The organism is Paenibacillus sp. FSL K6-2524, assembly GCF_038005525.1.
In the GTDB taxonomy this organism is placed as follows: domain Bacteria; phylum Bacillota; class Bacilli; order Paenibacillales; family Paenibacillaceae; genus Fontibacillus; species Fontibacillus anaericanus.
In genome coordinates this window covers 2568919-2586940 of the sequence record NZ_JBBOSP010000001.1, presented here as the reverse complement: position 1 = coordinate 2586940, position 18022 = coordinate 2568919, and the positions used below count along the sequence as shown (strand labels likewise).

14 protein-coding genes and 1 pseudogene are annotated in these 18022 nt (G+C 42.3%); 8 read left to right on the top strand and 7 right to left on the bottom strand.

The genetic code is table 11. The features are described from left to right. The first annotated feature begins 19 nt into the window (after positions 1-19). A complete protein-coding gene (locus tag NST85_RS11560) occupies positions 20-541 on the top strand; it encodes a hypothetical protein (RefSeq protein ID WP_127191856.1) in 522 nt (173 codons plus the stop codon). 66 nt (positions 542-607) lie between these two features. Here NST85_RS11560 and NST85_RS11555 read toward each other — a convergent pair whose 3' ends face one another. After that, positions 608-1684, bottom strand: a complete 1077-nt coding sequence (locus tag NST85_RS11555) for an AI-2E family transporter (RefSeq protein ID WP_341189378.1) — start codon at positions 1682-1684, stop codon at positions 608-610. Positions 1685-2247: 563 nt separating this feature from the next. Here NST85_RS11555 and NST85_RS11550 point away from each other — a divergent pair. Beyond that, entirely contained in the window at positions 2248-3327 is a 1080-nt protein-coding gene (locus NST85_RS11550; protein ID WP_341189377.1) for a bifunctional 3-deoxy-7-phosphoheptulonate synthase/chorismate mutase, read from the top strand. Positions 3328-3417: 90 nt separating this feature from the next. Here the strand turns inward: NST85_RS11550 and NST85_RS11545 are convergent, their stop codons facing one another. Next, positions 3418-4506, bottom strand: a complete 1089-nt coding sequence (locus NST85_RS11545; protein ID WP_341189376.1) for a lactonase family protein — start codon at positions 4504-4506, stop codon at positions 3418-3420. Positions 4507-4692: 186 nt separating this feature from the next. Between NST85_RS11545 and NST85_RS11540 the strand changes: the two genes are divergently transcribed. Beyond that, positions 4693-5049, top strand: coding sequence for a LytTR family transcriptional regulator DNA-binding domain-containing protein (locus NST85_RS11540; RefSeq protein WP_307392963.1), 357 nt, complete (start codon positions 4693-4695; stop codon positions 5047-5049). A 108-nt stretch (positions 5050-5157) separates the two neighbouring features. On the opposite strand, the gene NST85_RS11535 is transcribed toward NST85_RS11540, so the two are convergent. Further along, positions 5158-6150, bottom strand: coding sequence for an aldose 1-epimerase (locus tag NST85_RS11535; protein ID WP_127191861.1), 993 nt, complete (start codon positions 6148-6150; stop codon positions 5158-5160). A gap of 101 nt (positions 6151-6251) precedes the next feature. Beyond that, complete coding sequence (locus tag NST85_RS11530) at positions 6252-7517, bottom strand: MFS transporter (RefSeq protein WP_341189375.1); 1266 nt, start codon at positions 7515-7517, stop codon at positions 6252-6254. Between the two features lie 160 nt (positions 7518-7677). Between NST85_RS11530 and NST85_RS11525 the strand changes: the two genes are divergently transcribed. The 4 genes from NST85_RS11525 (at position 7678) to NST85_RS11510 (ending at position 13398) form a co-directional block, all read left to right on the top strand. After that, positions 7678-8616, top strand: a complete 939-nt coding sequence (locus tag NST85_RS11525; protein WP_127191863.1) for a C40 family peptidase — start codon at positions 7678-7680, stop codon at positions 8614-8616. A gap of 164 nt (positions 8617-8780) precedes the next feature. Beyond that, the gene (locus NST85_RS11520; RefSeq protein WP_341189374.1) at positions 8781-9689 is read left to right on the top strand and encodes a molecular chaperone DnaJ; all 909 of its coding nucleotides are present in this window, start codon (positions 8781-8783) and stop codon (positions 9687-9689) included. A 141-nt stretch (positions 9690-9830) separates the two neighbouring features. Then, on the top strand, positions 9831-10883 hold the full coding sequence (locus NST85_RS11515) for a LacI family DNA-binding transcriptional regulator (RefSeq protein WP_341189373.1): 1053 nt from the start codon (positions 9831-9833) through the stop codon (positions 10881-10883). 79 nt (positions 10884-10962) lie between these two features. Then, on the top strand, positions 10963-13398 hold the full coding sequence (locus NST85_RS11510; protein WP_341189372.1) for a GH36-type glycosyl hydrolase domain-containing protein: 2436 nt from the start codon (positions 10963-10965) through the stop codon (positions 13396-13398). Positions 13399-13531: 133 nt separating this feature from the next. Here the strand turns inward: NST85_RS11510 and NST85_RS11505 are convergent, their stop codons facing one another. Then, a complete protein-coding gene (locus NST85_RS11505; protein ID WP_127191943.1) occupies positions 13532-14287 on the bottom strand; it encodes a class I SAM-dependent methyltransferase in 756 nt (251 codons plus the stop codon). Between the two features lie 48 nt (positions 14288-14335). Then, positions 14336-15214, bottom strand: a pseudogene (locus NST85_RS11500) (glycoside hydrolase family 5 protein); the annotation flags it as partial. Positions 15215-15423: 209 nt separating this feature from the next. Here NST85_RS11500 and NST85_RS11495 point away from each other — a divergent pair. Further along, positions 15424-16674 (top strand): methyl-accepting chemotaxis protein, encoded by a 1251-nt coding sequence (locus NST85_RS11495; protein ID WP_341189371.1) that lies wholly within the window; start codon positions 15424-15426, stop codon positions 16672-16674. A 138-nt stretch (positions 16675-16812) separates the two neighbouring features. On the opposite strand, the gene NST85_RS11490 is transcribed toward NST85_RS11495, so the two are convergent. Continuing rightward, the gene (locus NST85_RS11490) at positions 16813-17925 is read right to left on the bottom strand and encodes a DUF4349 domain-containing protein (protein ID WP_341189370.1); all 1113 of its coding nucleotides are present in this window, start codon (positions 17923-17925) and stop codon (positions 16813-16815) included. Positions 17926-18022 lie beyond the last annotated feature (97 nt).

Genomic DNA, 18022 nt, shown 5'->3' with positions numbered 1-18022 from the left:
AAGGGGTGACAAATGTCTAATGAAAAAGCTTAAGCGTCTCATTATCAAAAGCACTCTCGTAGCATCCATCTTAGCTACAGGAGGCATCACAGCTACAAGCAACATCTACGCGGAACCCCAGCAGGATCCAAATCAGGCTGGAATACCACGCGCGGAACATCGCGAGCCTGGACAGCGGCACCATCACAAGGGTCATCTCAAAGGCGGTCCGATTATCACAGATACAGCAAGCTTAATTGGAACCGAGCCCAAATTACTGCTTGCACAATTAGAACAAGGGAAAACCTTGTTGCAAATCGTACATGCGAAGAAGGGCTGGAGCGAGAAAGAATATTTACAGCAGCTGACAGTTAAGGCGTTCCAGCATATTGATAAAGTAGTTGCAGAAGGAAAACTCACCAAAGAGCAAGCTGAAAAGATCAAAGCAGACCTTCCTACGAGATTAAAAACTGTAATCAATCGTACGTGGAAAAGCGCTCCTCCAGGACATCCTGTTTCTGAATATAAAAACAATACTATTCAATGGAATGTGTCCGAATAGAGAACCGATTTATTAAAAATGGCAGACCAAGAGGATAATCCTTGGCCTGCCATTTTTAGTTTTCACTTAGTCTTTCTTGGTTACCTGAGCTGGAGGGCTCGGTAATGGAATAGGAGGGTGTAACCCCACGGGTACTTCAAGAATGTCGAGTAAGAACATAAATACAGGGACACCTACGATCAATCCCCATACTCCGAAGAAATGCTCCGAGACTAACAAAATAAGAAAGGTGTAGAATATAGGCATATGCGTCTTATTGGACATGAATTTCGGATTCAAGAAATATGTTTCAATAGCATGTATAACAGCGATCATCACTAGTACATAAACGATTTTTAATAATCCGCCTATTTTGAATGCAATAGCACATAACGGAATTAATGAAATGATAACACCCATTACTGGAATGAGACCGAGTAAGAAGATCATGATTCCAAGAGCAATTAGATTCGGAAATCCGAAAATCCACAGAAAGATCGTGGATAATATAGCGTTAACCAAAGCGATTAAAAACTGCACTTCAATAACTTTACCAAAAGAGAGCACAAATTTTTTACCGAAGTACTCTAATTCATTAAACAGGAATGCTACCCGGCTTTGTTTGAATTTAGCGGTGAAATTGGTCACCTTTTCTTTCTCAAGCAAGAAGAACAAGCTCAGTACAATTGAAACAAACAAGTTCAAGCTCCACTTGCCTATATCAGAAACAGTCTTAAGTAGGAAATCAAAGCCACTGCCAATATAAGCTGACAAATCAATTTCTTTCATTGAGTCAACTAGGAAGTTAAGTAGAATATTATCCGGAAGGTTCTCGGGAGGATGATCATAAAATGATAGGACTTGATTCACCAAATCATTAAGTTCAGCAATAAAGATTGGTAAATAATTATAAATTGCTATCACGAGCAACGAAATAATTAAAATATAAATAAATAATATCGTGATTCTTCGATTGATGCGTATAACCTTCTGTACATTCCGACTAATAGAATTATGTAGACGATTAATCAAATAAGTCAGGATAAACGTAATCAGAATCATGTCGAGCATGCTGCGGGAAAAATATAATACCAATACCACAAACAATAATGCAAGAATTCTGCGGAATCCTGCAAGTTGAGAAAGTTCTCTGAAAAAATTCATTATAAGCAACCTGCTCCTTTATGATAGTCTGACAAAAACCTATGTATTAATATTATGTCAGCACATGCAACAAAGCAAGAAGCTATCCACCTCTTTCTAAATATATAATGCCTATTTTTTTTATTGATGTACAGCGTGTCGGACATTACTCCTACCAATCAGACCTCCAACACTTTAATACAACACAGCTTCTAAGTTGCATAACTGAGATGTAAGTTCTTGCCAATTGGTAAAGTGCAGCATATAATTTCGTATAAATCAAATGACAATGACGGAGAGAGTAAGTGGATGCGTTCTTTACAGGGACGGTGGTGCCATAGATTGAGAGCACACCGCATGAATCGTACCAACTGAAGTTCACTCCCGAGTTGACTCCTGAAATGCCACTGTATGTGGTTACGTAGGGAAGTCCGGTCACACACCGTTATCTGTGTCTAAGCTGAGAAACTTAAAGGTTGTCTAACGAGGGTGGTACCGCGGAATTATTCCGTCCCTTGATAGGCGGCCTTTTCTGTTTAATTTGATTGAAATGTACTTATTCCTACACTAAAGGAGAGAGAAAAATGAAGGATCATTTAGAAGAGTTACGTGTCAAACTAGGTGGAATTAACAAGGAATTACTGAAGCTGTTAAATGAACGCGCTGAAATCGTACGTAACATCGGTGAAATTAAAGAAAAGCAAGGTGTGCCGAAATTTGATCCGGTGCGCGAACGGGCCATGCTAGAGGATTTGACTAGTCAAAATAACGGGCCATTTAAAGATGCAGAGATCAAACATATCTTCAAAGAAATCTTTAAAGCCTCTCTCCATTTGCAGGAAGAAGACCACAAGAAGTTACTAATCGTTAGTCGCAAGAATCAACCTGATAATACCGTGATCAAAGTGCAAGACTGCCTAATCGGCGGGAGCGCTCAAGTGATGATCGCGGGTCCGTGCTCTGTGGAATCATATGAGCAATTGCGAAGCGTTGCCTCCGCATTGAAAGATGCAGGAGTGAAAATTATGCGGGGCGGCGCCTTCAAGCCAAGAACATCCCCCTATGATTTCCAAGGGCTTGGTGTCGAAGGACTCCGTATGCTTAAGGAAGTAGCTGATGAATTCGGATTGGCAACGATCAGTGAGATTGTCCATCCTGCACATATGGAGCTAGCCGAACAGTATATCGATATCATTCAAATCGGTGCTAGAAACATGCAAAACTTCGAATTGCTTAAGGCTGCAGGAGAAGCGAAAATTCCAGTGTTACTTAAACGAGGGATCGCCGCTACCTTGGAGGAATTCGTTCACGCAGCAGAATATATTGCTGTTAAAGGCAACACTAATGTCATGCTTATCGAACGCGGCATTCGTACTTACGAGAAATGGACGCGTAATACACTCGACATCTCTGCCGTACCACTGCTGAAGCAAGAGACTCATTTGCCGGTGCTTGTCGATGTCAGTCATTCAACGGGTCGCAAGGATATCCTACTACCTTGTGCAAAGGCAGCATTGGCGGCAGGAGCAGACGGTGTGATGGTCGAAGTCCATCCAGATCCACAAACAGCCCTCTCAGATGCAGCTCAGCAGCTTGACATCCCTCAATTCCAGCAACTATGGGAAGGTATAAGGAATTCCGGACTGTTCAAGGAACAGGATTAATCATTTATAGCCTATAACAATCCAAAACACCCCTATCCATTTCTGATCATGGAGAGGGGTGTTCTAAATTTATATTCCATACACTTCATTTTACAAATTAAATAGGACAGGCTGTACGCATACAGGTTTAGATACATGCGCTGTTTGACCTGTATAACTTAATCTTCCTTGCAGCGGGTCCACTTTAAAAAGGTTCAGCCCGTTTGTATCCCGATTAGCCACAATTAAATAACTACCGTCTGGTGTTAACGCGAAATGACGGGGATGTCCCCCCTCTGTAGACACATGCTCTACATACGTCAGTTGTCCGGTATCCGGATTAATCGTAAACAAGACGATACTATCATGACCACGATTTGAGCCATACAGAAATAATCCGTCTTTAGAAATAGCAATTTCCGCTGTCGTATTCTCATCCAGGAAATCTGCTGGTAAAGTTGACACCGTCTCTATCTCTGTTAGCTGACCCGCCTCTGCATCATATGAGAAGGCCGTAATGCTTGAATTCACTTCGTTGATGGAATATAGCAGACGTCCGTTCGGGTGGAACGCCAAATGACGAGGACCACATCCTGGCGGAGTATGCGTTTCTCCGTGGTAAATCAATTGATCTTTATCCTGATCAAGCCTATAAATTTTGATGATATCTAGGCCTAGATCGGATACCAATACAAATCGGTTATCTGGACTACACAGTGTCGAATGAGGATGTGGTCGGTCTTGTCTTACCGAGTCTGCCCCATGACCTGTATGTAACTTCTCATCCGTCAACTGACCAACTGTTTCTTCATCATTTAGCTTAACGAGACCTACATTACCACCATGGTAACCGGACAATATTAGATATTTGTCTTCTCTGTCTCTTTGTATATGAGAAGTTGAGGGTTTTAGGGTCAATGACCGGTTACATTCAGTCAGACTTCCTAGAGTAGGATCAATCTCGAAAGAGATCACTTCCCCTATTCTCTCCCCTTCCATATTTTTCGTCTCTGCAATGGAATAGAGTTTCCGGTTCGGACCGTCCACATTAACGAAAGTTGGGTTCTTCATTCCAGATACTTGATCAAGAAGAGTCATCTCTCCACTGGACTGATTTAATTCATACACATATATTCCGGGATCCGCTTCTTCCGCATAAGAGCCCACAAACAATAATAGACGTTGATGTTGTTCAGACAAAGCATATTCCTCCTTTAAACGTTGGTGTTATGGTGTTTCGTCCTTCTATTTTTCTCTATTTTCACTCAAAAGTCCAGCTTGTCTATTTACAAATAAATTTAAATTTTTAACAAACCCCTACCCAAGCAATCAAAAATATGGTATACTGCAAGCGCTTCCATTAATCATCTGAAGGGGGATTTTGGAATGATGAATACCGTAGTAGAGGAGCAAAACGTTTATGAGGATCTCGATCCACATGATACGTATTTCTTCAAGATTGGGGTTCGTGGACTTGTTTGCTTTCATGGCAGGAATTATAGTTTAAAAAAGAGATTATCCGCCGAACAAACATCCAAACTAATCTCTGACTCCTCGTTTTACCGAATTAGCACGAACTGTTATGTCAATTTATTTAAGGTTCATGCTGTTCAAGACAATGTTCTACTGTTTAGAGATGAGTACCACGGGATTAAGACAATTAACGTCTCCAGACGCAACATCGAGGGAGTCAAACGACTACTTCCAGGGACCGATCGAGCTTTAGCATCTAGGATTCATTAATCCCACACTCCAGCTTAATTTTTCGGGAAAGAAACAGCAGCCCGGGAAGTCAATCGACTTCCTAGGCTGCTGTTTCTGTATATCCGCTATATTATGAATGCAATTCCCCTATTTTACATATATACGAGCTGTTTCTTCCCATATTTCGCCTGGAGCCAAACTGAACAACCCGATCTCATCAGCTGGAAGATCCACCTTTGGTGCGTTCACCAAATTGATTTGTGGTTCAGGACAGAAGAAGCCTTCCGTCGCCCCATTGTTCCAGATCATCCATTGCTTATAAGAAGTACCCACGTCATAGACAAGAGTTACTCCATGTTTTGTATCTCGTAATTCCATCAGATTTCTACCGTTCTGTGGTGCCACCGTATAATGATTATCCAATGGAGCAAAGAATGGATTCACACCTTCACCTTGGAGCGCCTTCTCCTCTTCACTCAAAGGCTGGAATTTACCTGTCGGTAACATGCGCTCATTTAACTCCCAACGCTCTCCAATGGTCGCCTTCACTAGATAGTCTCCTGCCACCCCATTTGGTGCGAAAGGTGCATTTATAGCAGTATGGAAGGCTAGTAAGCAAGGCATCTCATTCGTACCTTCATTACGCACAAACAAATGCTGCGATAGTCCGTTCTCACTGAGTGTGTATTTCAATCTTATCGTAAACTTGAATGGCAGATATTTAAAAGATTCATGTTTCTCATCTACTACAGCTTTGACGGTAACATAACTTTCAAATGGAGTTGTCCCGAAGTCCTCTACTAGCCAAGGTGTTGTATGTAGAAAGCCGTGTAAATGATTCCCCGTAGCTTCCTCGTTCACTGGCAGTTGATACACTTCACCGCGCCATGGAAATTTTCCATCTTCATAGCGATTCGGTGGGAACAGCACCGGAATACCATAAATTCCAGGGTTGCTCTTAAAGTCTTCAATCTGGCCTTCTGCCGGTTCACGAAGAAAATTATAACCGCTTTCAAGATCACGAAATGCAATCAAATTCCCACCGATTTCGGGTAAAATAGCTGCTTCATATTTTCCAAATTGTAACCATACTGCTTGCTCCCCTTGAAAAGATCCTTGATAAGCCTTATTGTCTGTCATCTAACTAAACTCTCCCTTCAATAGTTGCTTAATAAGTACCATATCACTCACTTAGAGTAATAGGCAATCTCTTAATTCACCTTACTTTACATATAACAATCTCATGCATCACGCAAAATACGTCGTCCCAAACTCATCATTAATAGAATCATAATAATACCAACCACTAGCTGCATTCCATATATTTGAGTCCAATTTGGCCAATGATCAATCCATCCATATACCTTACCACCTATTAAAGGTCCGAAGAAGGAAGCAACCCCAGTTATAGCAGAATACATCGCCGTATACATCGGCCTCTCCGATTTTGGTGTGTCACCGATCATAAAATTAAAGGCAAGCTGGTTAAACCCGCCAACACCCACTCCAAATATCATCTGAGCTGTAAATAGTATCGGAAGTAACGGAAATATCGATAACGTTCCCCATAATAAGATAGAAGTCGCAATCACGGGTAGTGTCCAGAACAACAGTCGCCTGTTGCTATATCTAGCATTGAGGTTACCCCACACATAAAAACTTGCCATCATAAACACCGTCTGCGTCACATTGATCAATGAGATCGTCTGATAGTTAATATGTAGCAGTTCCAGCATGACATAAGAATATAAAGGAACAACCAAATTTTGTAGAAATAGAAAACTAGCTAGAAACAACGTCGGCTTCATAAAAGACGAGTCACGAAGTGGCTTCTTAAGCATGGGTATAAATTTACTCTCAGTCGAACGCTCAAATGGGATATCCGGATAGAAGAAGAACACAATGATATTCGCTGTGATGCAAATCCAAATAATTATATACAGATACAGAAATCCTTGACTACCGGGATAATGATCTAGAATCATTCCCCCCAAGAACATGAACAACGTACCGAGAGCGTTAAGCATCGTATTCCTAATTCCGAAATATCGCCCCCTAACCTTAGGTGGGACCATATCACTGATCGTTGAGTTCCAGAGCACCGCTCCCACTGTATTGAACAGAAACGCTGCGACATAAAAAACAATAAACGCTTGTACCCACTTATCCTGCGAGAAAAGAAAAGGGACTAGTCCTGTAAATCCCCACAATAACCTATGCATTCCAACAAAAAAGACGAGCGGCCATTTTCGGCTATTCAGTCTCTGAATGAGAAACGCAACGGCTAGCTGAGCTATATTCACAAATGTTGTGATCGCTAGCACAAAACCTATTTGCTCTGAGTTAGCTCCTAAATACAGTAAAAATCCTGTAAGAAATTGTCCCCCGAGCAATGTTTGAAAGATAACTGAAGGAACACCTTCTAAAGTTGCAATCGTCAAATGCCTACGCTGTTGAGAAGTTTTTCGACGTTTGTTAAAAAGCCTCATTTTTACGATGCCTCTCATGCTGCATACTCCTTTTACCGCCTTTGCCGAAGGGAGTTCCTGCGGATAAAGCGATTATATTTGCTCCCCATACATAAAAATCAGCAAGTTTTGCATACTTCAAATAATGCGGTTTTTCTAGGCCGTAACTAAACCTCTTAGAATGGAGTGCAAGCTTAGAATGCATAGCTCAGGAATTAGATTGTTATTTCCCCGTTTGTTAACTGGAGCGCTACTCATAGCTTTGGTGGCCTGCAGTAATCAGTCATCTCAATCTCAGTATGATATTCGTGACCATTCTCGTGATCCTTATGAACCGAGTATCCAATCGACAAATAAGAAGCCCATTACCGTGATTCCAACTGAAATTCTGACCAATACCGGTCACACGGCCTGGATTCCCCTTCAGCAAGTAGTCGAGAGTTTGGGACTCCGGCAGAAAGAAACTAAAGACTCGATAAAAATAGGGTTTTCGGATGTTATGTTTCAGGTACAACCCGGTCAAAATTCCGCCATTTCTAATGGACGCACTATCACATTATCTCAAGCCCCAATAGTGCAGAATGGTCAGGTATACCTCACCGCGAAATCACTATCTGAGCTACTCCAAACCCAGGTTCGGGTCGATTCCTGGACAAACTCACTACAGATCTTACCAATCAATAATTACAGTAAAGTAGAAGATACCCCACAGCAAACAGAGCAAAAATACGGTATTCTAGGTATTGCTGAGAACCGGAATGAACTTGTTACTTACGCCAAAAAATTTATGGGGGTTCCCTATGAATTTGGAGCGGATCCTTATGAAAAATCTAAAACATTTGATTGCTCCTCTTTCACCCAACATGTGTTCAAGCGCTTTGGCAGCAGTCTCCCAAGACTTGCGAGAGAACAGGCCAAAGAAGGTACCCCAGTAAATCGAAGCGAACTAGTTCCGGGAGATCTTATCTTCTTCACAGTTAAAGGTCGATTCGAAAGTGACAAAATACCAGGTCATGTCGGAATCTATATCGGCGACGGAAATTTTATCCATACTTGGGGAGATCCAGGAGTCCAAATCAGCCCGTTAGATTCTGGATATTGGAAGGACGTGACCCTCTTCATGCGCCGAACAAAATAACCAGGATAGAATCCTAATCACCAGGGGGCTTTGTGCCCCTTGGCCCCCTTTCTATCTTTTTATTACAAATTTCCTTTACTACTAATTACACAGTATAATGAATGTAAGCAATACTTTCTATATAATAAAATTACATACTGAAATGAACCTAGAGGAGAATAATAATGGATAATTTGAAACAGGCATACGAAACCCTGGGACTTCCCGAGAACGCTTCCAGAGCAGATGTGGAGAAGGCCTTTGAAATCGAATTAAGAAAAACTAAAAACCGCCAATCTACGACGAATTTGAAAGATGGAGAAGAAAGTGAATACAGCATAAAACTCAAAGCCTATAAACAAATTGTTGAATATGAGGATCGATTAATCATAGAGGATAAGAATCGAGAGCGTTATCGAAAATGGGGTAAATTTGCTGGTCCTGCTGAGAAAGTAGATGATTTCTTCCGGATATATAAAGCTCGTGTCATCATTAGCCTAGTAGCAATTATCGTTCTTATTTTTGGAATAAATGCATTCATTGATCACCGAGAAGAACAAAAAAGACTTGCGGCGCTTCCTCCGGTCGATTTGTCCATACTTTATGTTGGCAACTATATGACGAATGATTCAAGTGGGAAAACGGAGGAACTTGAGCAAGCTTTCCTAACGCAATTCCCCGAATTCAAGCGGGTAGAGGTTACGCTGACCTACCTTCCCTCTAGTGAAAGTGGCGGTCAGTCTGACTTAGCCTTTCAACAGAAAGCAATGGCTATGTTGGCTACCGAGAAACCAGATATCTATATTATGGACAAGCCATCCTTTGAATGGCTAAGCAACAGCGGTGCCTTACAGCATCTCGACGTTGAAGCCGAAGGCGTCCTAAAGCCGCTATTACCTCCTGGCGCAGCGATTATAGCTCGTACAGAAGATGACACTTCGGATCATGTTTATGGTGTGGATGTATCAAACAGCACTCTATCTAGCCAACTTCCAATCAACAATAAGAACATGATCATCACGGTTCGTGTAGATCCGAAGAAAATGGATAATGTCCTCCTATTCACACAGCGATATTTGGAGAATATGAAATAATATCTTATATATCCCTTCTATCCCAAAGCCAAAGTTGGCTTTGGGATAATTTATTTTCCCCTGAAAATCTGTTATTGATTTATTGAACTACATCATCTATTATACTGGTATAAACGCGCGTTTATAGAAAGAAGGACTACCATGCGCAGCGAAGATATTGCTAAGTTAGCCGGGGTGTCCCGTAGTACGGTATCCCGCGTTATCAACAACTACCCTAATGTTCCAGCAGCTACCCGGGATAAGGTACTCAAGGTTATTGAGCAACACCATTACGAACCGAATAGCTTCGCTAGAGCGTTAGCGGGTAAAAGTACAGACACCATTGGTTTGTTCGCCATCAGTATGAATGAAAATGCAGACGCAAGCCGGATTTACCAGAACAGCTATTTCGCCCCTATTGTCGACCTCGTCGTCGATACAGCGAACGCCCAAGGGTTCTACGTACTGATTCATACGATTTATTCACCGGGTGATTTCCAAAAGGTAAAGCAGGCCTTTCTGCAGAAGCGAATTGACGGAGGCATTCTAGTTGGTACGCAGAAAGACATCAATTTCGTGTCTGATATGGTGGGACATGGCGCTCCATTGGTACTTATCGACTATGACATAACCGAGATCATAGCGGAGCGTCTCGATAAGAATCATTTGTCGATCATTAACTCCAGGGACTACGAGGGTACTGTCGAAGCCATCGAGTATTTGATCAAGCTAGGTCACCGCGAAATTGGTATCATCAAGGGACGAATGAGCACATTCTCAGGGCGCGAGCGTTATTTAGCTTATGAGAGCACTATGAAGAAGCACGGGCTCGCTATTCAGGATAACTTCGTTCTAGCTGGCGACTTTCTGAAAGAAAGCGCTTATCGTGAAGTCTTGAATCTACTGCAATCAGGGAAATTACCAACTGCTCTATTCTGTTCAAATGATGCGATGGCTGTATCGGCTATGGAAGCCTTGATGGAACATGGGGTTCACGTTCCAGATGATATTTCCATCGTTGGGTTCGATGATGCACTGCTTGCTTCTCATGTCAGCCCGAAATTAACCACAGTACGACTGCCAATTGATGACATGTCCAAAGCAGCGGTCGAGAAAATCATTGAGCTATGTCAGTCTGGACAGCCTGCCTTCAGTACTGCTAGCTTTCCAACTCGTCTCGTGGTTAGGGATTCCTGTAAGCCGCCCGCCATATAATATGCGGGCCCCTCGTTAGAGGTATATTTTTCGCAACAAAATAAACGCGCGTTCACAAACGGAAGGAGAGTTATTATCCATGAAATTTGGTACATTTGATGACGTTCGCAAAGAGTATGTTATTAACACCCCTAAGACACCTTACCCTTGGATTAACTATTTAGGTAACGAGCAATTTTTCGGTCTGATCTCCAATACGGCCGGTGGGTACACTTTCTACAGAGATGCACGACTTCGCAGATTGACACGTTACCGCTATAATAATATTCCTTTAGATTCAGGCGGTCGTTACTACTATCTCTATGATAATGGTGATTTCTGGACCCCTGGCTGGATGCCAGTTAAACGGGATCTCGATTTCTACGAATGTCGTCATGGTCTTGGATATACCTCCATTACTGGCGAACGGAATGGGATTTCCGTGAATCAATTGGCCTTCGTGCCACTTGGCCATAATGCAGAAGTTCATCGTCTCGTCGTTAAAAATACTGGAAGTGAATCGAAATCAGTAAAACTCTTCTCTTTTGCCGAGTTCTGCCTGTGGAACGCGCAAGATGATATGACCAACTTCCAACGCAATCTCAGCACTGGGGAAGTTGAAGTGAAGGATTCCGTTATTTATCACAAAACAGAATATCGCGAACGTAGAAATCATTATGCTTTTTATTCCGTAAACAAACCTATCAACGGTTTTGATACTGACCGTGAATCATTCGTCGGTATGTACAATGGACTCGACAACCCACAAGCTGTAGCTGCCGGAGAAGCAACCAATTCTGTAGCTAGCGGATGGTCCCCTATTGGCTCTCACGCCCTGAACATTACGCTGGAACCGGGTGAAGAACAAAGTTTCATATTTGTACTTGGCTATATCGAGAACGAAGAAGATGACAAATGGGAATCCCTTAACGTTGTCAACAAGAAACCAGCATTAGCGATGATTGAGAAGTTCGCTACTGACGACCAAGTTGATGCTGCCCTCGCCGATCTAGCGGCTCACTGGGATAACCTCCTATCCAAGTATCAGATTCAAAGTGGAGATGACAAGCTGAATCGGATGGTCAATATCTGGAATCCGTATCAATGCATGGTCACTTTCAATATGTCTCGTTCAGCTTCTTACTTCGAGTCCGGTATTGGGCGCGGTATGGGCTTCCGAGATTCCAATCAAGATCTGCTTGGATTCGTACATCAAATTCCAGAGCGTGCGAAAGAACGTATTCTTGACATCGCCGCAACACAGTTCGAAGACGGTAGTGCCTATCACCAGTATCAACCGCTAACGAAAAAGGGTAATAATGAAGTCGGAACCGGATTTAACGATGATCCGCTCTGGCTCATCCTTGGTACATCTGCTTATATTAAAGAAACAGGTGATACCAGCATTCTAGATGAACAGGTACCGTTCGACAGTAATCCAGATAACACGGCTACCCTGTTCGAACATTTGAAGCGCTCATTTGAACATGTGACTAACAACCTGGGACCTCATGGTTTGCCATTGATTGGTCGGGCAGATTGGAATGACTGTCTGAACCTGAACTGCTTCTCCAAAGAACCGGGAGAGTCTTTCCAAACAACTGCAAACATTGAAGGTCGTGTGGCAGAGTCTGTCTTTATTGCAGGACTGTTTGTCTTCGTTGGCCCAGACTATGCTGAAATTTGCCGGATGCGTGGACTTGATGATGTTGCTACTGATGCGGAAGATAAGATTGACAACATGCGTGATATCACACTGACACATGGTTTCGATGGAGACTGGTTCCTACGTGCCTATGATCATTACGGCGATAAGATCGGTAGCAAAGAAAACGAAGAAGGTCAAATCTTCATCGAACCGCAAGGTATTTGTGTTATGGCTGGTATCGGCGTGGAGAACGGAGAAGCCCAAAAGGCACTCACTGCAGTGGAAGAGCATCTTGATACAAAATACGGTATCGTACTGCAACAGCCTCCTTATTCGAAATATTATTTAAACCTTGGGGAAATTTCGACGTATCCACCAGGATACAAAGAGAATGCAGGTATCTTCTGCCACAATAACCCATGGATCATGATCGCGGAAACTGTGCTTGGACATGGGGATAGAGCTTTTGATATCTATGCTAAAATCGCTCCTGCTTATTTGGAAGATATCAGTGAAATTCACCGGACAGAGCCTTACGTCTACTCGCAAATGATCGCAGGTAAAGATGCTGTTAATCATGGGGAAGCGAAGAATTCATGGCTGACAGGTACCGCCGCTTGGAACTATGTCGCCATTACTCAATCCATTCTTGGGGTGCAAGCAGACTTTGCTGGTCTTAAAGTGGATCCATGTATCCCTACTGCGTGGGATGGGGTTGAAATTACTCGTGTATTCCGTGGCGATGCTTACGTGATCAAGGTAAGTAATCCTGATCATGTATCTAAAGGTATAAAGAGTATTACAATAGACGGGGTATTGGTAGAAGGCAACATTATTACTCCTGTTGGTGACGGCGGAACTCATAACGTCCATGTTGTGCTCGGTTAACTCTCAACGACTAAATTGTAAATATACTTCTTAACACAGGGAACCCCAGTCCCTACCGATCGATGGTAGTGGAACTGGGGTTCCCTGTGTTAGTTCAGATCATGCTGAACATACCACTCTTCGATAATTCCGATTATCGTTTTGTTGCTTCAAAAGTCATGATCCCACCGGCATGCGTTGGGGCAGTTCCATATGAATAATCTGCGCTGATAGAGACCTCTGTGTATCCAATACTTTCAAGAAGTAGTTTAAATTCGTGAATTCCGTACCAGCAAAGTGGAAACCTCTGTAACTCCGACTGAAGTAGATTCCCCTCGCTCCATTTCTCGTATTTCAATAGAGAGACTGTTCTTTGCTTAAGAAAATCTAGTTCAATGAGTCGACTCTCTAACGTAATGACCTCACGAGGCGGAATTTCCCATGTCCGCATAGACACCTTTCCTACCTCAAGCTCGACATCAAGAAATAAATCAAGCGTTAACCGTCCACCAAATTGTAAATGGTTATAAAAATTTTGTAGAGCTTGAACGGCTTCCCTTCTGTTTTCTATTAATTGAAAAGATCCCGCCGGAATAATAATGTCAGCGTACATTTCATCGAGTGAAAAATCCTGCATATTGCCATGATATAATACGGTGGATAATCCTCGTTCATGGCACTGATTACGACAAGATTCAAGCATGGCATCAGAATAATCAATTCCTTCGATTGCAATCCCAGATTCCAATAATGGCACCAGCACTCTACCAGTACCACATCCTACCTCAAGCGTCTTTCCCTCACGTCCAGTCAGTCTCTCTTTGTAATATTCGACATCGCCAGTAGAATAACCGACTGGTTTACTAAGTTCGTAAACTTCCGTACAGAGGGTTCCATATGAACTATATATAATTATCAAACCTTTCATTTAGTAATGATAGCGTTTCTGTTACATGCTCTCACGAAGCTTGGATCGTACATATTTACCAGATGGTGTCAGATCTTGATCACTCCAGTTCCCTTGTGATGCAGCTCCAGGCAATAATACTGCCGAATCCTCAATACGGTCGGACAGATTCCAATTGATCCAACTAATCCCCTTCTCATTTAGAAAGTTCAGCCACACATCAGACTCTTGCGTAAATACTCCTCCATCACCGGATGCTAGTGTAGTGCCCCATTCACTTACAAAAATCGCTGCCCCCTTATCAAGCGCATACTTGATCTTATCGCGGAGCTCCTGACCATGGGTTCCAGCGTAAAAGTGAGCGACATACATTATATTATCCTGCGCGAATGGATGATCCGCTGCATGATGAACATCTTGACTCCATGTGCCAGTACCTACCAGTATTACGTTGTCTTTATCGTACTGCCTAATAACCGAAATGAGTTCCTCTGCATAGGGCCTAATCACATCATTCCAAGTCACGTTGACTCCATTAGGCTCGTTACAAATTTCGTATATGATGTTTGGATATCCTGCGTACGATTGGGCCATCTCGGCGAAAAAGACCATGGCTTCTTCTTTATGTAAGTTGGGATCATTGTCTGATAGAATGTGCCAGTCAATGATTACATATAGCCCAAGTTCAATTGAAGCCTCCACAGCTTCTTTAACCTTGTTCTTAAGCTCTGGATGCTCGATATATCCGTTCTCCCCTGTATACATCGCAACCCTGTACACGTTGATATTCCAATCATCACGCAACCACTGGATCGTGTCCTTGTTAACGTAATGAGGATACCATTGAAGTCCATGTGAGCTAATCCCCCGCAATTGTACCCTTTCGCCTTGCTCATCATACAGTCCTGTACCTTTGACATGCAGCTTTCCTATAGGCATAATTATTTTCTCCTTCCATAGTTTTCGTGTTTTTTATATATTTCACATATATTTTAATTTTTAAGAGGAGCATTTACTAGTCCAAAATCGTTCTTATTAGGTATAAATACTTATTACAAAAAAACAGTGTATCCCCTTTTGTCTCTCAATGCTATAATCATGGTATACATATCCAATATCTCAGGGAGGTCATAATACCTATGTCATGGTTTAACAAACTACCCTTTTCTCAGAAGATCACAACTGCCTGTTACCTAATTGCTGCGTTATTTGCAATACCTACGCTGATAGCATTTATTCTCGCAGGTAAAGCCCTAATCGGAATAATACTTATCGTTTTATTGGCAGCGCTTACCTACCCTATTTCCAATTATTTCAAAACAGCATTAACGGATACTTTTACCGAAATTTCCAATGCTTCCGCTAAAATTGCAAAAGGTGATTTCACAAGCAAAATCGCAGAGTCTAATAATATGGACAGCCTTACCCTCTCCTTCAACAGTATGGTGGACAAGCTGCGTAAGATTCTACAAGAAACATCTGATATTACCCGCAAAGTTATGGATTCTAGCCGTGGTATATCTGAGAAGAATCAGAATCTAATCGGTGTTATGACACAAGTTGCCATATCGTCAAATGAATTGGCGCTTGGTTCCAATGAAATCTCCGAAGATGTTAGCGGTATGACCGATTCTATCCGCGATATTGAAGAGAAAGTAACGAATTATACGAACTCTACGCAAGAAATGAACCATCGTTCTATTGATACACTTAAGCTAGTAGAAAAGGGCCGTGAATCCGTGTCCCTGCAAGCTGAAGGTATGCAGAGGAATATTGAAGCTACGGAGAAGGTATCCAGTTCCATCGCAACACTCGCCATAAACGCAAAGGGTATTACTAAAATTACTGCGACAATCTCAGAGATTGCCGAACAGACGAACCTACTATCTCTAAACGCATCCATCGAAGCTGCCAGAGCTGGTGAGCATGGGGCCGGCTTTGCGGTAGTTGCACAAGAAGTTCGCAAACTGGCAGAGGAGTCTACCTCTGCTACGAAAGAAGTTTTCAATCTAGTCCGCAGTATCGACAATGATGTAAAGCAAGCTGGGTTGAACATCAAGATTAATGAAGAAGTAGTTCGCCAGCAAAGCGAGATGATCAAGGAATCGGAAGAAATTTTTCAACAGATTGTCCAAAGTGTACAATATATCAGCGAGCAAATTGCTGAATTCACCAAGGAAAGCGAAGCCATGTTGGTAGCTGCTCATGGCATTTCTTCGTCAATCCAGAATATATCTGCCATCACTGAGCAGTCAGCTGCAGGTACTGAAGAAGTGTCCGCATCCATGAATGAACAGATTACTTCTATTCAGCAAATGGCCGAAGATACAGAAGCGATGAAAAATGCTGTATTCCAATTACAAAAGACGATAACTATTTTCAAATTCTAATTCTATAGTTAAACGGACAATCATCACATAATGTGATAAAAGAGGCTGACCCACATGTAAAAGGTCAGCCTCTTTCGTTGTTATAGACCCTGCAAAGGGACACTGTTCACCTGCCACTGGATCATGGATTATCTATTATCATTTCTCAAGGTCGTTCTTAACTTCCTTCACTTCACTGCTAGGATCAGAATGAGAATCTAACAATTCTCCGACTTCTGGTTTGAACTTTTCCGACAATATAGTATGATTCATCTTTGCTTCTTTACGCTTACGGTCTCTGCGTAGTAACCACCATGGGATACCTATCACTGCACCGATTATAATAATTGGTAAAGCTCCCGACAATACGACAATTCCCCATTGTAGGATCATAGACAATACTTCAAGGCTTCCACTTAAAGCATTTTTAGCCCGTTCTAACAGTGGAGTATCTTCTTTTGCTTTTGTAATAAGACTCTCTTCCGGTTGATACAATCGAATCTCAACTGTTGAGAAAGAAACATTCTTATCAATATAGCGCATTCTACCTTTGATTTGCTCAATCTCCGTTTGAATTCGTTCAAGTTCATTAGCAAATTCTACTAATTCATTCGTTTTGGTCGCTTCATTGATAAATTTAAGATACCTAGCTTCCATCGCTTCCTTCACTTTTAGGCGAGACTCCATATCCACATACTCTTCAGAAACATCCTGACCTTGGATACTGCGTTGCTGTGATTCAGATTTCATCTTCTCCAGTTGATCCAGAAAGGAAGAGAAGCCGGATGCTGGTACTTTGAGAATAAAGGTACCTCCACGTTCATCCTGCGATTGACTCTCCGAGAACTCAACAATGTACCCACCTGATAAAGTTACAAGGTTACGTACCGCGGATTGAGCTTTACCGTAATCAGTCACTTCCATAACAACATTCGCCTTATACATCAACTTCTTGTTCAGACCAGCCGCCGAATCCGCAGGCATAAATCCTGAAGCAGCCCGATCAGAAGCTTCCGCAGCAGATGTATCTGAAACCTGCGACTCTCCACCAAGATCTGCTGCAGGGGCTGCTGCAGGAACTTCTGCCTCTTGAGAAAACGATAAACTTTCCGTAGAAGTGGTAGTGTTTAACATCATATCTGATGTTTCTGTACTACTTCCACCATTCGCCTTCGAATCACTGGCCATGTCTCTGTTAGCGCTTCCGCAACCCCCAAGCAATAAAGATAAAGCTAAAATCATAACGGTGAAAAATGTTCCCCATTTGCGCATTTTTATGCCCCCTATATATATATATGTCTTGAGGTGCTTCCACGATGCGACTTCACTTTATGTACTTCATGACTGGAAATATCCTCTTGTATCTCTT

Excerpts from the sequence above, each read along its gene's own strand:
- NST85_RS11560 (WP_127191856.1), top strand. The coding sequence starts at position 20 with ATGAAAAAGCTTAAGCGTCTCATTATCAAAAGCACTCTCGTAGCATCC.
- NST85_RS11555 (WP_341189378.1), bottom strand. The coding sequence starts at position 1,684 with ATGAATTTTTTCAGAGAACTTTCTCAACTTGCAGGATTCCGCAGAATT.
- NST85_RS11550 (WP_341189377.1), top strand. The coding sequence starts at position 2,248 with ATGAAGGATCATTTAGAAGAGTTACGTGTCAAACTAGGTGGAATTAAC.
- NST85_RS11540 (WP_307392963.1), top strand. The coding sequence starts at position 4,693 with ATGATGAATACCGTAGTAGAGGAGCAAAACGTTTATGAGGATCTCGAT.
- NST85_RS11535 (WP_127191861.1), bottom strand. The coding sequence starts at position 6,150 with ATGACAGACAATAAGGCTTATCAAGGATCTTTTCAAGGGGAGCAAGCA.
- NST85_RS11530 (WP_341189375.1), bottom strand. The coding sequence starts at position 7,517 with ATGAGAGGCATCGTAAAAATGAGGCTTTTTAACAAACGTCGAAAAACT.
- NST85_RS11525 (WP_127191863.1), top strand. The coding sequence starts at position 7,678 with ATGCATAGCTCAGGAATTAGATTGTTATTTCCCCGTTTGTTAACTGGA.
- NST85_RS11520 (WP_341189374.1), top strand. The coding sequence starts at position 8,781 with ATGGATAATTTGAAACAGGCATACGAAACCCTGGGACTTCCCGAGAAC.
- NST85_RS11515 (WP_341189373.1), top strand. The coding sequence starts at position 9,831 with ATGCGCAGCGAAGATATTGCTAAGTTAGCCGGGGTGTCCCGTAGTACG.
- NST85_RS11510 (WP_341189372.1), top strand. The coding sequence starts at position 10,963 with ATGAAATTTGGTACATTTGATGACGTTCGCAAAGAGTATGTTATTAAC.
- NST85_RS11495 (WP_341189371.1), top strand. The coding sequence starts at position 15,424 with ATGTCATGGTTTAACAAACTACCCTTTTCTCAGAAGATCACAACTGCC.
- NST85_RS11490 (WP_341189370.1), bottom strand. The coding sequence starts at position 17,925 with ATGCGCAAATGGGGAACATTTTTCACCGTTATGATTTTAGCTTTATCT.